Source organism: Bacteroides sp. AR20 (assembly GCF_964250605.1).
Classification (GTDB): domain Bacteria; phylum Bacteroidota; class Bacteroidia; order Bacteroidales; family Bacteroidaceae; genus Bacteroides; species Bacteroides uniformis.
In genome coordinates, this window is sequence record NZ_CAXUGK010000004.1 from 32,834 (window position 1) to 50,028 (window position 17,195).

Annotated in this window: 7 protein-coding genes and 2 pseudogenes; 7 read left to right on the forward strand and 2 right to left on the reverse strand. The window is 41.2% G+C overall.

The annotated features are described in order from the left end of the window. Window positions 1–524 precede the first annotated feature (524 nt). Entirely contained in the window at window positions 525–3,569 is a 3,045-nt protein-coding gene (locus tag ACESTD_RS03510; protein ID WP_373159062.1) for a SusC/RagA family TonB-linked outer membrane protein, read from the forward strand. 18 nt (window positions 3,570–3,587) lie between these two features. After that, on the forward strand, window positions 3,588–5,081 hold the full coding sequence (locus ACESTD_RS03515) for a RagB/SusD family nutrient uptake outer membrane protein (RefSeq protein ID WP_373159061.1): 1,494 nt from the start codon (window positions 3,588–3,590) through the stop codon (window positions 5,079–5,081). A 152-nt stretch (window positions 5,082–5,233) separates the two neighbouring features. Here the strand turns inward: ACESTD_RS03515 and ACESTD_RS03520 are convergent. Both ACESTD_RS03520 and ACESTD_RS03525 read right to left on the reverse strand, forming a co-directional pair. Beyond that, window positions 5,234–6,376 (reverse strand): annotated as a pseudogene (locus tag ACESTD_RS03520) (ATP-binding protein). A gap of 135 nt (window positions 6,377–6,511) precedes the next feature. After that, on the reverse strand, window positions 6,512–7,732 hold the full coding sequence (locus ACESTD_RS03525) for an ATP-binding protein (protein ID WP_057097288.1): 1,221 nt from the start codon (window positions 7,730–7,732) through the stop codon (window positions 6,512–6,514). A 432-nt stretch (window positions 7,733–8,164) separates the two neighbouring features. Between ACESTD_RS03525 and ACESTD_RS03530 the strand changes: the two are divergent. The 5 genes and pseudogenes from ACESTD_RS03530 to ACESTD_RS03550 form a co-directional block, all read left to right on the forward strand. Continuing rightward, window positions 8,165–11,176 (forward strand): annotated as a pseudogene (locus ACESTD_RS03530) (SusC/RagA family TonB-linked outer membrane protein); the annotation flags it as partial. A 25-nt stretch (window positions 11,177–11,201) separates the two neighbouring features. Next, window positions 11,202–12,830 carry a RagB/SusD family nutrient uptake outer membrane protein gene (locus ACESTD_RS03535; RefSeq protein WP_225982625.1) on the forward strand — a complete coding sequence of 543 codons (1,629 nt, stop codon included), beginning with the start codon at window positions 11,202–11,204 and terminating at the stop codon, window positions 12,828–12,830. Between the two features lie 31 nt (window positions 12,831–12,861). Beyond that, window positions 12,862–13,638 (forward strand): hypothetical protein, encoded by a 777-nt coding sequence (locus tag ACESTD_RS03540; protein WP_022402281.1) that lies wholly within the window; start codon window positions 12,862–12,864, stop codon window positions 13,636–13,638. 187 nt (window positions 13,639–13,825) lie between these two features. Further along, window positions 13,826–15,082 (forward strand): GTPase HflX, encoded by a 1,257-nt coding sequence (gene hflX, locus ACESTD_RS03545; protein WP_005824258.1) that lies wholly within the window; start codon window positions 13,826–13,828, stop codon window positions 15,080–15,082. A 108-nt stretch (window positions 15,083–15,190) separates the two neighbouring features. Further along, entirely contained in the window at window positions 15,191–17,182 is a 1,992-nt protein-coding gene (locus ACESTD_RS03550; protein WP_005824256.1) for a DUF4954 family protein, read from the forward strand. Window positions 17,183–17,195 lie beyond the last annotated feature (13 nt).

The following is a 17,195-nucleotide window of genomic DNA, read 5'->3' on the forward strand; positions in this document are numbered from 1 at the left end:
AGGTTTACATTTTTGACATACTTCCAATAGTAGTTTTTCGCAGTTACAGAGTTCTTTACTTCAATTACTTTTGTATTTGGAATAAACAAACGGATATCTCCATTTAAAATAAGGACAATTGCATAGTGTTCTATGCATAAAATGGATAAATGGGTAAGATGGTATCTATGTAACCTTTATAATTTCAATAATATTTTATATAATGCTTTACGTTTTCATGGATGTAACAAACAATACAAGTAAATAATTGACAAAAAACAACTAAACGATAGATGTTGACATAAGCATTCATTCTTAAAAAAAAAGAAATCCTAACGTTATGATTATAACATATTAGTACAGAATCAGACTATTATAAATCAGCACATTACTATTACAAATAGTATCATATAAGTAGATTGTCATGTATAGTGAACATGTATAGAGTATCTCCCAAAGGGGAACACTTCCTTTTGAAACTTTCTTGAATTATTGTACCTCCTTTATTACCAACAAGATACACATATTGTAGTTCCGCGAAAACTCTGGTAATTTCGTACATCGGCATGCAGACTCAAGAGGTTACAATTAAGCCGCATGTACGGGTTGTCATGCAGAGTGATACTGAACTTTTGGATGAAGTTGTAGTTGTTGCCTATGGTACTGCTACAAAAAGATCCTTCACAGGTTCCGCTACTGAAATTAAAGGAGACCGTATTGCTAACAAAAATCCGTCCGAATTATCTAAAGCGCTAACCGGTGAAGTAGCAGGTGTACAAGTTATTTCAACTAGTGGACAACCCGGCTCAAATGCAAGCATCAGAATTCGCGGTTTAGGTTCTGTAAATTCAAGCCGTGCTCCGCTGTATGTAGTGGATGGAATCCCCTTTGGTTCAGATTTAAGTGGAATTGATCCTTCAGACATAGAGTCAACTACCGTATTGAAGGACGCAACAGCAACAGCTCTATATGGTTCAAGAGCTGCCAATGGAGTAATTTTGCTGACCACCAAAAGAGGTAAAAAAGGAAAAACGCAGGTTGAGGCAAATGTAAAATATGGTATCAACACCCGTATAATTCCTCTTTATGACACGATGGAAAATCCTGAAAGGTTTCTTGAACTGACATGGGAAGGTATTAAAAACAAATATATGTACCGCGCGAACAATCCTAAGGATGAAGCTACTGCCAAACAATATGCAAGCGAAGACCTTTTTGATGCAGATTACGGTATTGCCCCCGTATATAATATGTGGAAGGCTGAAGGTAAAAATCTGATAGATCCTGTTACTGGAAGAATGAAGGCAGGTGTAGTCCGCAAATTTACTCCGGAGAAATGGGAAGATTATATTTTCCGTACAGGAGAAAAAGTAGAAGCCAATGTTAAGATATCAGGAGGTAGCGACAAGTTATCACATTATACCTCTTTCGGTTACTTGAAAGATGAAGGATACTATATAGGTTCGGATTTTGAACGTTTTAATGCCCGTTCCAATCTGTCTCAAGAAATCACCTCATGGTTGAAATCAAATGTTAATATGGCTTATAGCTATATGGAACTGAATAAGCCTGGTCAAGGTGACAACATGAACAATGGTTTCCAATTCATTAATTTTATGCCTTCCATATTTCCGGTATTCCAACGTGATGCAGATGGCAATAAAATAAAGGATAATGTGGTCGGAGGATATCTGTATGATTATGGTATGGCTGAAGGTTATGGACGTCCTTACGCTTCAGGCGTAAATCCAGCCGGAGCGATTCAATTGGACAAGAATGAGTACCAGTCTCATTCATTCAACGGAAATGCCATGTTTGAAGCAACTTTCTTGAAAGACTTCAAAGGAACGGTAAACTTTGGATTGCAATATCTTGGTACAAAAAACAATGAATTGACAAATCCATATTATGGTGATGCAGAGGGGTTAGGACGTATTTTCAAAAACATGAGTACATTCTTCAGCTTCACGTCAAACCAGATATTGTCATGGAAGAAAAGTTTTGGTGTGCACAATCTCGATGCATTCGTTGCGCATGAATCTACATTCTACAAGTCATCTGACAACTATGGCCAGAAATCAAAGATTGTTCGTCCTAACAATACAGAATGGTCTAATGCTGTAATTATGGACTATATGGATTCTCAAACCTACGGGTTTGACATGGAAAGCTACTTCGGACAAATTAGATATGATTATAACGATAAATATTTCTTTCATGGAACATTAAGACGTGATGGTTCATCACGTTTTGCCAAAGGGCAGAAATGGGGAACATTCGGTTCTATCGGCGCCGCCTGGGCCATCACTAACGAAAATTTCATGAAAGACGTGAGCTGGTTGAAGAATTTGAAATACAAGTTAAGTTGGGGTGTGTTGGGTAACCAAGACTTTATCACCAATCCTACCATTGCAGGTTATTATCCTTACAATGATTTGTATACGATCGGTAACCTGAATGATGAAATCAGTTTTAGCTTTAAATATAAAGGTAATCCTGATTTGACATGGGAACGCAGCGAAACATGGAATACTGGTATCGAGTTTAATATAGCCGATATTTTGGAAGGTGAAGTGGAATACTACAATAAGACTACCAAAGATATGTTGTTCCTAAAGCAAGTATCTCCATCGCTGGGATATGCACAATACCCCGTCAATGACGGTAAAATGGTCAATAAGGGTCTCGAATTTTCTTTGGTGGCACATCTTGTGAAAACGAATGATATAAGTCTTGATTTACGTGTTAATGGTGGACATTATAAGAATAAAATGACCCAGATGCCTATGGATGATACCACAGGAAAAGAAAAGCCATTGGAGATACAAGGTGCTTACGGATGGTCGAAAGGACATTCTCTGTATGATTTCTATATAAGAGAATATGCCGGTGTAGATCCAGAAACCGGTATGGCATTATACAACTCATACTATAATGTAAAAGCCGATGGAAGCAAGGACTTGATTACAGATATGGTAACTTACCAGCAAAACAATAAGATAGAGCGTTTGGAAGTAGAAAAGACCTCCGATTATAACAACGCAACTAAGAAATATGTCAGGAAATCAGGTATTCCGACTTTACAAGGGGGATTCGGTTTTGATTTAGCTGTTAAAGGTTTCGAATTAAATACGACTTTCTCCTATAGCTTAGGAGGATATGCTTACGACGGTGTATATGCTACATTAATGTCTAACAATACACCTGGTAGTGGAAACTGGCATAATGACATTGAAAATCGTTGGCAAAAGCCGGGTGATATAACAGACGTGCCACGTTTAACTTCCGGATATGATGAATATACAAATGCATCTTCTACTCGGTTCATTACCAGTCGTTCTTATTTGAATTTATCCAATGTAAGATTATCCTACACATTCCCTAAAAAATGGATGAATAGAATGAACATTGGTTCCTTGTCGGTTTATGTTTCCGGTGACAACCTGATGTTCATTTCGGCTCGTAAGGGATTTGTCTCAATGGCAGGAAATACCGTCAGTACAGATCCTAATGAGGATTCCGGAGGCTCTGACAGAAGTCAGTATGCTCCATTGAGTACTATTATGGGAGGTATTAAGATTCAGTTCTAACAATAAAATCATTTGAATATGAGAAATGTAATATATAAAATAGCAGCTTGTTCTGCATTAGTAGCCTTGGTGCTTTCTGGCTGTAAAGAATCTTTTCTGGAGGAAGATCCAAATGGATATATTTCATCTGACCAGATAAAAGAAAATGCAGTGTGGAATCCTAATATCATGTTAGGTCAGGCATTAGGTACGTATTCCACAACATTTGCCTGGCAGACAGGCGGTACGACGAATCACGACGATTTCGGACAAAAATCCATTGATATTGCCACAGATTTAATGAGTGGGGATCTGGCAATGAGCGGAGAAACCTACGGCTGGTTTAGCGATGCAGCTAGATTGCAGTGTAATACTACCACAAAAAATAGAACCTACATGCTGTGGAGGTATTATTACCGCATCATCAAGGCCTGCAATGAAATATTTGACACTGTAGGAGGAGATGAAAGTGTACCGGCTAATGAGGATAACCAAAATTATTATGCACAAGCAAAAGCTTTGAGGGCTCATTCGTATTTCAATTTGGTGAATTTATATGCAAAACCTTACGATATTGATAAAAATGCTAAGGCCATACCTCTTTACCGTTCTCAAACCACAGCAGAGACATTAGAACTCTCCACAGTGGAGGAAGTGTATGAACGGGTTATTATCGACTTGAAGGAATCAATAAATATTTTGGAAGAGTTGGAATCAGCAGGTATTGGTCGTCCCAACGGCACTAAGGACCAAATCGACCAATGGACAGCTAAAGGAATACTTGCCTATGTTTATTTGACCAAAGGTGAATATGAGAATGCTGCTGCATTAACTTCTGATATTATCAATAACTCAGGATATCCTTTGATGAGTGAAACTGAAATTATCGAATCTGGATTCCGGAGTATCAATATCGGTTCATGGATGTGGGCATTTGATATTACCAAAGATAACACCGGAGGTTTGCCCACATTCTGGGGACAGGTAGATTATTTCACTTATAGCTACTGTTCTGCAGGTGATTATAAAATGATAGACCATAATCTGTATAATGAAATACCTGAAACAGATACTCGTAAACAGTGGTTTCATCCGTCTGTATTGATTAGCTGGTATAAATTTTATGATGCCGGAAGAAAAGCAATGGGAGACCGTACATGGACAAATGATATTGTTTACATGCGAGTTGAAGAGATGTACCTGATAAATGCTGAAGCCAATGCACGGGCAAATCATCTGCCCGAGGCAAAAGCAGCATTGAAGGCTCTATTAGAACAGCGGGATCAGGCCACGGCTGCAGAAGTGGACAATATGAATGCTGATCAATTACTGGAAAACATATACTACAACTGGCGTGTAGAAATGTGGGCCGAAGGACGAGGTTTACTTACCTTGAAACGTTTCCACAAATCAATGGTACGTGGTGACAACAACTACGCATTGACTGGTGAAACAATCTCATACGATGACTCCAGATTGATCTTTGAAATTCCAGAGCGTGAAGTAACGAATAATCCCAATTTGCAGAAATGATAAAGTGCCACATTAGATTGTGCAAATCAGATGAATAAAAGAGGGAGAGTATCTAAATTTAGAATACTCTCCTTTTTTAATATAACGAAATCTGGTTCTTGTTGTATAAAGAGGGCAACACAAATCATTGCAGATGCACTGACATATCAATCTTATTTAGACTGCTTCAATAACCATATTTCAAAGAATTTATCGTAAACCTTGTATTCTCCAAGTTCACAAGTAACAAAATCCTTGTCCAACAATCCTTTTATAGCTCCTTGTACTGAGCTGGCTGTCAATTTATAGGTTTTCAAGAATCTGGAAGAAGTTATTTCCCTTGCTTTTCCTTCTTTGCAAATGGCAAACAATACCTCCTTTTGTTTGGGAGGAAGTTGATAAAGAAGAGAGGAATAAGTAAAATTCAACTGAGACTAAATGTTTTCGATCGCTATGCTCACTTTGTCTGCCGTACAAATTTCACCTGTAGCTGTCATTGCATACAATGAGTTGGAGATGAATTGAATATACCATGTAATGCCCTCAAAACGTTCATATACGTTCTGAACAGTTTCTTCTGTAATGTCTTTATTGGCTATGAGGAAATGTTTCCTAATAAACTTTGTGTAAGTTCCTATGTCTATTGGATGTAATTCCATGATGGCTGTACTTTGATAGAAAGGGCGTGCTGGACTTGTGAATATTTCGCCCATCATATGCCGTTGGGAACCTGCATAAATAAATCTTGCATTTGCGCAATGCTGAATATGGGTACGCAATACAGCTTCAATATTTTTTCCGGATATTTGGCAATAGCTTGAAATTCGTCAATAGCCACCAGGCAGGGCTTGTCGGCCTTCTCCAAATAATAAAAAATTTCATCCAAAGTAATAGAAGGAGTTTTTATATCTCCCATCTCCAAATTCCAACCGGGATTTCCTGCAAAATCAAATGAAATTCCCGCCCGAAGCGATGATAAGCAACTTAAAAACAAATCCCACGCTTTTCTACCTCGTGGTTTCAGACCATTCATAATTCCTTTGCCAAGCTCAAAAACAAACTCTTGAAGATTCTTAGTCGCATATATATCAATCAAGAAAATATAATATTCCTTTTCGATATGTTTTTTGATGAAAACAATGTTCTATTAAGCCCGTCTTTCCTAAACGACGAGAAGATATTAAAGCTACATTGTTACCATTTGTGATATAACGGGTTAATGTTCCGGTTTCAGCTACACGGTCACAAAAATATTCAGCGGATATATATCCATTGGTTATGAAAGGGTATTCTTCTCCATAAAGTGAATGCTTTATACAAAAAAAATTATAATCTTATTATAATGCAAATATCACAATGCTTTTGTATCGATTCTCCAACTTTGTTTCATATAATCTGTCAGAGGAAATCTGTTGATTTACTCTTCTCATATTGGAAATTAAATTATAGATTTACAATCTTTCTTTATCCTCTGCCAACAAAAAGTTTCGCAGTGAAATCTGTTTAATTCCTTTGTAATTTCCCCCGCTTTGCATTTCATCCATTGTAACTACATATTTGGGGTAATTGTCTGCTATTTCCAAAAGATTGCCAAATTCTCGCCTAACAGTTGCATCATCGGGAAGCATATATGCTACTTGGATATAGACTTTATGGTCGTCCTTGGAAGCAATGAAATCAATTTCCTTATTGCCACTCTTTCCGACATATACTTCATATCCATATCTTAACAAATCAATGCATACTACATTTTCCATTAACTTGTTGATGTCTTTTCGAAAATCGAAATGCTGTATGGAATTATGTAATCCTAAATCTTCAAAATAATATTTCTCACCAATCTCAAAGATTTTCATCCCTTGGATTTCAGCTCGTTGAATTTTGTAAATAAAGAAACTATTGCACAGTGCCTTTAGATAGTTCAGAATTGTCTGCGTAGGAATGTTGACGTGTTGCGACTTTAAATATTTACTAATATTCTGGGCAGAAAAAAGAGAACCGGTATTATCTATCAGATAAGCTACGAGATTCTCCAAAAAAGATACATTCCGGATTGATTCACGGGCAACCACATCTTTTAGTAGGATAGTAGAGTAAACATTTCTCAAATACTCGAATATGACATTCTTGTCCATTGTTAGATTATGAATGTATGGCATACCTCCGAATGTAAGATAGAGTTTTAAACTTTCGGTGGAATCTTGACATTGATTGAAAGTTAAGAATTCCCCGTAGCTAAGTGAATGAATGGGAAATTCTATATATCTTCCTGCCAATTGAGTAGCAAGTTCACTGGACAGCATTTTAGCATTACTTCCGGTGCAATAGATATCGCATTTATTTTCGTTCAATAAACTCCGCAGACACAATTGGAATTCTTCAATCTCTTGGATTTCATCTACAAAAAGATAGTTATGATTATGCCCAGTAACCTTCTTTAAAACATATTGATAAAGATCCATGTAGTTCCTAATTTCCGTGAAGGCAAGTTGCTCTTTATCTACAAAAATGATATTGGCTTCCGGTATGTTTTTCTTTATGATATCTGATATCTGCAAAAGAATGTAGCTTTTACCTATCCTACGTTGGCCGGTTATTACTTTTATTATACTTTTATCAATAAACGGTTCAATTCTCCTTATGTATAAAGGGCGGGAGATATAATTTTTCATATTCAAACATGATTTAGTTTATATACAAAGATATAAAATATTTCAATTATAATTGAATCTTGCCGTATATATTATATATTCATCAATTATAAATAACATATGTAAAGCAAATATTTCTCAACAAAAAAATATTTTGGAACTTTTATGGATAAAATTTATCTTTCAAGATAAATTCCTCTATATAATCTATCGTTATTCTTGAATAAAAAACATTTATTGGGTTAATTAGTACATCACCAATTAAAAGAGTAGAATGAAATGTTACAATAACGCGCTCATTATCAGCTTTTAATTATTCAAAACGGTATGAAATGGGTACTTCGAGCCACTTACCTCCCTTTGCCATATACCTTTATAGATAATATACAATAGAATAAACTCTGTCCTATAGCAAACGTAAACAATTGTTTTTTAGCAATATACACTTATTGTAGTTCCGCGAAAACTCTGGTGATTTCTTATATTGGTATGCAGACCCAAGAAGTGGCAATAAAACCCAGCTTAAAAGTGGTGATGAAGTCTGATACTGAGATGCTTGATGAGGTAATGGTGGTTGCTTTCGGTACAGCAAAGAAGTCTGCATTTACGGGTTCGGCTAAGGTGGTTGGTACCGAAAAGCTGGAGCAGTCGCAAGTGACGAATGTTACTGATGCCTTGGCAGGTGCTGTGCCGGGTGTGACACTGACTTCCAATGACGGTGCTCCGGGTTCAAAGTCATCCATCAAGATTCGTGGTTTTAGCTCAATCAATGCAAAGAATGACCCTCTGATTATTGTGGACGGCGCTCCTTATAGCGGTGATATTAATAATATCAATCCTAACGACGTTGAGTCAATGACAGTATTGAAGGATGCAGCTTCGAATGCACTTTACGGTGCTCGTGGTGCTAATGGTGTAATTATCATCACTACCAAAAGGGCCAATATGTCGGGAGAGGCTAAGGTGACTTTTGATGCTAAGTGGGGTGCTAACACTCGAGCGTTGCAGAAATATGAAGTGATTGACAATCCTGGCATGTACTACGAGATGCATTATCGTGCCATGAACAATTATTATAAGTCAACGGGAATGAATGACCAAGCTGCATGGCTTGAGGCAAACAAGAATCTGTTTGGCTCCAACGGTGGATTGGGATACAATGTATATACAGTTCCCGATGGGCAATTCCTCATCGGTCAGAACGGTAAACTTAATCCCAACGCCACATTGGGTAGAGTTGTGAATTATAAAGGACGTGACTATCTGCTGACTCCGGATGATTGGGAAGATGTGGGAATGCGTACCGGTCTGCGTCAGGAATACAACTTCTCGGTGAGCGCAGCCAATGAAAAGTCCTCTTTCTATGTTTCTTTAGGTTATCTTGGAAATGAGGGTATCACTGAAGGCTCTGACCTGAAACGTTTGACAGGCCGTTTGAAAGCCGACTATCAGGCAAAGAAGTGGTTGAAGATTGGTGGTAATATGGGATATGCACGTTTTGATTCCAACTCGTTGAGTAACAATGGTACCAGTTCGTCTACCGGTAATATATGGGCGTTTGTTACCCAAATGGCTCCCATCTATCCCGCCTACGTGCGCAATGCTGACGGCAGCATCATGGTGGATAATAATGGTATTGGAATGATGGACTACGGTAGTGGTATCAATGCAGGTATGCAGCGTCCTTTCATTGCTGATGCCAACCCTATTCTAGACAATAAACTAAATACCAGAAACTCTGAAGGAAATGCCATTAACGGCAACGCCTTTGTAGATATAACTCCTATAGAAGGCCTGAAGGTGACATTCAATGGTGCTTTCAACTTGGATGAGACACGTCATAGTTACGTTTACAATCCTTACTATGGGCAGTTCGACTCCACTGGCGGTACAGTGAGTAAGTATCATACACGTACTTACGATTACAACCTGCAACAACTTGTTTCTTATGCCCGTTCGTTTGGCGACAATAACTTCGATATTCTTTTAGGTCACGAATATTATGATTATCGCTACTATGAACTTGGGGCTAGCAAGTCGCAGATGTTCTCTCAAGGCAATAAGGAATTGGATGGTGCCATTATCGACGGACAAGGTGCTTCTTCCTATAAAGAGCGTCGTAACAATGAAGGTTTCTTCGGCCGTTTGCAATACAATTATGACGAACGCATCTTCGGCTCGGCTTCTTTGCGTCGTGATGCTTCCAGCCGTTTCCATCCGGACCATCGCTGGGGTACATTCTGGTCGGTAGGCGGTGCGTGGCTTATCAACAAAGAAAGCTGGTTTGATGCTTCATGGGTGCAGGAACTGAAGCTGAAGGCTTCTATTGGTTCACAAGGTAATGACAATATCGGTGACTTCCTCTATACGGATAGATTTAACATTATCAACTCTAACAACAGCCTTGGTACTTCATTTAAATCTAAGGGCACTAAAGACATCACTTGGGAAACCAACACTAACTTCAATATCGGTGCAGAGTTCCAGTTGTGGAACCGTGTGACCGGTAGTATCGAGTACTACAGACGTAAGACTTCGGATATGTTGTTCTCATTTACCGTGGCTCCATCATTGGGTTATGCTTCCTATATGGACAACGTTGGTAACATGGTCAATAGTGGTGTGGAAATGGACTTCAATGTGAATATCTTCGATACACGTAACTTTACGTGGGATGTGAATGTGAACATTTCAACCTTGAAGAACCGTATTACGATGCTTGATCCTGATAAGTTGATTACTACTGAGTATACAGCTGATGGAAAAGGATATAAGGGCTATTCTAACGGAAGCTTCTTCATTGGTGAGGATTTGTCTATGTTTACATGGCGCTTGAAGGAGTATGCCGGAGTGAATGAAAAGGGTGAGTCTTTGTTCTATAAGAATGTCAAGGACGAGGCCGGCAATATCACCGGACGTGAAACGACTACGAATCATGCTCAGGCTGACTATTACATCACAGAGGAAAGCTCAATACCTAAGGTGTATGGTGGTTTCGGTACCAAACTGAAAGTATATGGCGTGGACTTCGGCATAAACTTCACTTACCAGATTGGTGGTAAGCAATATGATGGTACGTATGCTTACTTTATGTCGTCACCTTATGGTACGGCTGGTTACAACTACCATAAGGATTTGCTGAACTCATGGACTCCTGAGAACACAAATACTAATATCCCTCGTTTCCAGATGAACGACCAATATTCAGGGGCAATGTCTACGCGCTTCTTGACAAATGCGAGCTTCTTGAATATCCAGAATATTAATGTGGGCTACACGTTACCTTCCAAGTGGACAAGAAAGTTGGCCATCAACTCATTGCGCGTGTATATGTCGGCAGAAAATGTTTTCTATTGGTCTAAACGTAAAGGGTTCGACCCACGTCAGTCATACGACGAGACAACCAATGCTACTTTCTATTCACCGATGCGTACCATCTCCGGTGGTGTGTCATTTGAGTTCTAAACCTAATATATAGATTACAATGATTATGAAGAAGAATATATTCAAACTATTTTCGGTTATGGTCGTATCGGCCACGGTATTGACCGGCTGTATAGAAGAGGTTTTTCCCGAAGATTCTACAGCGACCTCCGATCAGATTGGTGCATCGGCAACAGCGATTGAGGCTTCGCTTAATGGCTTGCCATCGCAAATGGTACAAGGCTATCTAGTGTACGGTAAGCAAACACATGAGACCGACCTTGCTTATCCCTCATTGATGTTGGCCCAGACAGAACTGCTGGGTGATGTCGTGGCTACGGATTACGGATATGACTGGTGGTGGCGCTTCAATGCCAATAATGGTATGAACGACACCGGCTATTATTCATATTTGCCTTACTTCACCCTATATAAGTTCGTTAAATCGGCCAATGACGTGATTGCGGCCGTTGATGTGACTGATCCCACAATTACCGATGAAATGCGTGGGCTTGGAAGTATAGCCCATGCTTTCCGTGCATTGGACTATTATACGCTGATGGTACTTTTCGAACCGGTAGAAAACATCTATACCGATTGTAGCAAGGTACTGGGGCTGACGGTGCCCATCGTGACTGAGGCAACAACTAACGACATTGCGAAGAGCAATCCGCGTGCGACCCACGAAGAATTGGTGAATTTCATTCTTGCCGACCTTGACAAGGCAGAGATAGGTTTGGAGTCTTATACACCTGTCAGTAAGAACTTCCCTGACTTGGCGGTCGTATATGGTCTGAAGGCCAAAGTATATATGTGGGATGGTCAGTTTGCTAAAGCTGCCGAGTATGCCCGCAAGGCTATTGATAAGTCGGGAGCAACACCTATGAGCGAATCACAGTGGCATAATCCCACTACCGGTTTCAATACGGCTACTTCTGCATGGATGTGGTACCTTCACCCCACGGCTTCCAATATGGGTAATCTTGCTAATTTCATTGGTCACATTTCCAATGAAGCGGATTGGGGATATGCTTCTTTGTCTAAGCTCCAGATGGCACGTTCACTTTATGACGCGATTCCTGCTACCGATTTCCGCAAATATTCTTACCTTGACCCGGACAGAAGTACTTACGCTTACCAGTCAGTGAGAGGCAATGCATGGCTGGATGAACAACCGGATTATATGTCATTGAAGTTCCGCCCCGTGGGTGGTGACTATAACACTTATTCTGTGGGTGCGGCTGCAGATATTCCCGTGATGCGTGTGGAAGAGATGTATCTCATAGAGGCTGAAGCAGTAGGTGCCAGCCAGAATGTGGCAGCAGGCGTACAGTTGTTGAATAACTTTATGAAGCAGTACCGCCAGAGCAATTACAATTTCAGTACGGGTGATTTGCGTAATTTCCAACTTGAGGTGTTGAAACAGATGCGTATCGAGTTCTGGGGTGAGGGAATCGCATTCCCCACGGCTAAACGTCTGAAACCGGATGTCATTCAGAATTATGAGGGTACCAACTTTATAGAAGATATCTTCAAGATAAACTGTAAAGGTGTGAAGCCCAACTGGACATTGATGATTCCTAAGACCGAGGTCGATTCAAATACTGCCCTTCAGGGAATGAACAATCCGGACCCGTCCGGTGCTATTGCTAAACGTCCTACTCCGATAGGGGAGTTTGCACCGGGTAACAATTAACCAATGAACTAACTTTTAATAGAATTTGTATATGAATAAGATATTCAATAAATTGTTTTTGGGCTTGGCCGTATGCGGTTTGGCTATGACGGCTTGTTCAGACGGTGTGGAGTGGGAGCCTTCTCCGGTTCCTACCGAGGGTGTACAAGCTTATATCTATGCTGATAACACTGATTTGACTTATTATCCGAATGATGAACAGGTTTTTGTAGTCAAAATCGGCCGTCAGAAAACGGATGCGGCTGCATCTATTCACTTGACTACAGATGCGGAGAGCGTAACAGTGCCGACAACGGTTGATTTTGCTGCCGGTGAAGCACTCAAAGAAGTAAAGATTGCGTTTGACATAGCTGTGGGTACTACTGCATCTTATACTATTGCCATTCCTGAAGAAGATTCCTATGTTTATGGTTCACCCAAGGTGACGGTCAATATAAAGCGTGACTATACTTGGCTCAATATAGGTACAGGCTACTATACATCTCAATTATTTGGAGAGGGTTGGGATCAACCTGTGCTGAAGGCTAAAGAGGCTAATATCTATAAGCTGGAAGATTGCATTACGAAAGGATATCCCATCATGTTTACGCTAAGCGATGACAATCAAGAACTGATAGGTTGGGATCCTCAACCTACTGGTTATGACAAGACGGACTATGGTATGCTATACTTTGCAGCAGCAGGTATGGAGCGTAAAGGAAACGTGTTGTCTTTCCCGATGCAGGGCTTGGTAGTACTTGACAGTGGTAAATGGGGAGTACTGTATCAGGGATTCACGGAAACGTTGGAGATGCCGGAAGGGTTCTGATTATTCTGGCAATTAGATAACATGTAATTTGAAATGGCATGTAAGATGAAGTTCGACTTCATTTTACATGCCATTTTTCTATTGTGTCTGTTTTTATTTTATTCCCCTTTTTAAGGCGCTTCCGCCAAAATTATTTATATTTGCTGCCCGAACCAACAATACGTATATATAATAAGGTATAGAAACTATGAAAGAATTTGTAATCTCCGAAGCGCAGGCAGAAACAGCGGTATTGGTAGGTCTTGTCACGAAGACTCAGGATGAGCGTAAGACCAATGAATACCTGGACGAGCTTGCATTCTTGGCTGAGACAGCCGGGGCGGAAGTAGTGAAGCGGTTTACCCAGAAGCTGGATGCAGCGCATTCCGTGACTTATGTCGGCAAGGGCAAGCTGGAAGAAATTAAAGAGTATATCCGGAATGAAGAAGAAGCCGAACGCGAAATCGGCATGGTGATTTTTGATGATGAACTCTCCGCCAAGCAGATACGCAATATAGAAGCTGAACTCAAAATCAAGATACTGGACCGTACGTCCCTGATTCTCGATATCTTTGCCATGCGTGCCCAGACTGCCAATGCAAAAACGCAGGTGGAGCTGGCGCAGTATAAGTACATGCTCCCCCGTCTGCAACGTTTGTGGACCCACTTGGAACGCCAGGGTGGTGGCTCCGGTGCCGGTGGAGGTAAAGGTTCCGTGGGACTTCGCGGTCCGGGTGAAACGCAGCTGGAAATGGACCGCCGTATCATCTTGAACCGTATGTCATTGTTGAAGGAGCGTTTGGCTGAGATTGACAAGCAGAAGTCTACCCAGCGGAAGAACCGCGGACGCTTGATTCGTGTGGCATTGGTGGGATATACCAATGTAGGAAAATCCACATTGATGACTTTGCTTTCGAAAAGTGAAGTCTTTGCAGAGAATAAGCTGTTTGCCACGTTGGATACTACGGTGCGTAAGGTGATTATTGAGAACCTGCCGTTCCTGCTATCCGATACGGTGGGCTTTATCCGTAAATTGCCGACGGATTTGGTAGACTCCTTCAAGTCTACTCTGGATGAGGTACGCGAGGCGGACTTGCTGTTGCATATCGTAGACATCTCTCATCCGGATTTTGAAGAACAGATAGAAGTTGTGAACAAGACGTTGGCAGATATCGGTGCCGCCGGTAAGCCCATGATTCTTGTATTCAATAAGATAGACGCTTATACTTATATAGAGAAAGCGGCTGACGACCTTACCCCCAGAACCAAGGAAAACTTGACACTCGAAGAACTGATGAAGACGTGGATGGCTAAGATGGAGGATAACTGCCTCTTTATTTCTGCCCGCGAAAAAATCAATATGGAGGAACTGAAGAGTGTAGTTTATCAGCGTGTGAAGGAATTGCACGTGCAGAAGTACCCCTATAATGACTTTCTTTATCAGACCTACGAAGAAGAAGTTTAATTTTAGTTATGAGTTATAAGTTATGAGTTATTTGCTGGCAGCGGTTTGAATCGGTAGTGCCGGCAAAGGCAATAACTTATAACTCATAACTCATAACTCGTTATAAGGATGAATTACAGAAGACTGACCGAAGATGAAATTCTCCGGTTGAAGAGCCAGTCATGTCTGGCTGATGATTGGGGGAAAGTAACCGTTGCAGAAGAGTTCTCAACGGAATTTGTGCATCATACCCGTTTTTCGGGTGAGGTGTGTTTGGGAGTGTTCCATTCAGAATTTATGTTGCCGGGAGGAATCAGGAAGCATTCCGGTTTGCGGCATGTGACGCTGCATAATGTAACGGTGGGAGATAACTGTTGCATTGAGAATATCCAGAACTACATTGCCAATTATGAAATAGGGCATGACACCTTCATTGAGAATGTGGATATTATTCTGGTAGACGGTGTGTCGAAGTTCGGTAACGGGGTAGAAGTGTCTGTCCTGAATGAGACGGGAGGCCGTGAGGTGCTGATTAATGATAAACTCTCCGCACACCAAGCCTATATTCTGGCGCTTTACCGCCATCGCCCGGAGCTGATTGCACGGATGAAGGAAATCACGGATTTTTATTCCAACAAACATGCTTCTGCTGTAGGAAGCATCGGGAACCATGTAATGATATTGAACACCGGTTCCATAAAGAATGTGCGCATCGGTGATTATTGCCGCATCTGTGGTACATGCCGTCTGTATAACGGAAGCATCAACAGCAACGAGGTGGCGCCGGTACACATCGGGCATGGGGTGATTTGTGATGATTTCATCATCTCTACCGGGTCTCATGTAGATGACGGAGCTATGCTGAGCCGCTGCTTCGTGGGGCAGGCATGCAAGTTGGGACACAACTACTCTGCCTCGGATTCTTTGTTTTTCAGCAACTGCCAGGGAGAGAACGGGGAGGCGTGCGCTATTTTTGCCGGACCTTATACGGTGACACACCATAAATCCACGTTGCTGATTGCCGGTATGTTTTCCTTTATGAATGCCGGTTCGGGGTCCAATCAGAGCAACCATATGTATAAGTTAGGGCCTATCCATCAAGGCACTTTGGAGCGTGGTGCCAAGACGACTTCCGATTCGTACATCTTGTGGCCTGCAAGGGTGGGAGCGTTTTCCTTGGTAATGGGGCGCCATGTCAACCATTCTGATACTTCGAACCTGCCGTTCTCTTACTTGATAGAGCAGAATAATACCACCTACCTTGTACCCGGTGTCAACCTGCGTAGTGTGGGTACCATCCGTGATGCCCAGAAGTGGCCGAAACGTGACGGGCGTACCGACCCGAACAAACTGGATTACATCAACTATAATCTTCTCAGCCCCTACACGGTGCAGAAAATGTTCAAGGGACGGGAAACGTTGCAGAATCTGCGTCATGCCAGTGGCGAGCTGTCGGACATCTACTCTTTCCATAGCGCGAAGATACGTAACTCGGCTTTGGTGAAAGGTATCCGTTTCTATGAAATTGCCATTCATAAGTTCCTCGGAAACTCTGTCATCAAGCGCTTGGAAGGCATTGACTTCCGGAGCAATGAAGAAATACGTGCCCGTTTGAAGCCCGATACTGCCATTGGCAGCGGCGAATGGGTGGATATTTCCGGATTGATAGCCCCAAAGAGTGAGATAGATGCGCTGATAGACGGTATTGAGTCCGGCAAAGTCAATCGCTTGAAGTCTATCAATGCCGAGTTTGAGAAGATGCACAGCAACTACTATACCTACGAATGGACCTGGGCGTATGAGAAGTTGGAAGAGTTCTATGGTATCAAGCCGGAAGGTATGACGGCAGAAGACGTCATACATATTGTCGAAAAATGGAAAGAAGCAGTAGTTGGCCTCGACCGCATGGTGTATGAGGATGCTAAGAAAGAATTTTCACTGGCTTCCATGACGGGCTTTGGAGCTGACGGCTCACGCTTGGAAAAGGAACTCGATTTTGAGCAGGTACGCGGCGACTTTGAAAGCAATCCGTTTGTAATGGCTGTGTTGAAACACATTGAGGTGAAGACGGCGCTGGGCGATGAACTGATAGGGCGGATGCAGCGGGTGTCAGAAAATTAATTATGATTTGTTG

What these genes read in the sequence shown, in the direction of transcription:
- ACESTD_RS03515 (WP_373159061.1), top strand. Translation starts at nt 3,588, where the DNA reads ATGAGAAATGTAATATATAAAATAGCAGCTTGTTCTGCATTAGTAGCC.
- ACESTD_RS03535 (WP_225982625.1), top strand. Translation starts at nt 11,202, where the DNA reads ATGAAGAAGAATATATTCAAACTATTTTCGGTTATGGTCGTATCGGCC.
- ACESTD_RS03540 (WP_022402281.1), top strand. Translation starts at nt 12,862, where the DNA reads ATGAATAAGATATTCAATAAATTGTTTTTGGGCTTGGCCGTATGCGGT.
- ACESTD_RS03550 (WP_005824256.1), top strand. Translation starts at nt 15,191, where the DNA reads ATGAATTACAGAAGACTGACCGAAGATGAAATTCTCCGGTTGAAGAGC.
- ACESTD_RS03525 (WP_057097288.1), bottom strand. Translation starts at nt 7,732, where the DNA reads ATGAAAAATTATATCTCCCGCCCTTTATACATAAGGAGAATTGAACCG.
- hflX (WP_005824258.1), top strand. Translation starts at nt 13,826, where the DNA reads ATGAAAGAATTTGTAATCTCCGAAGCGCAGGCAGAAACAGCGGTATTG.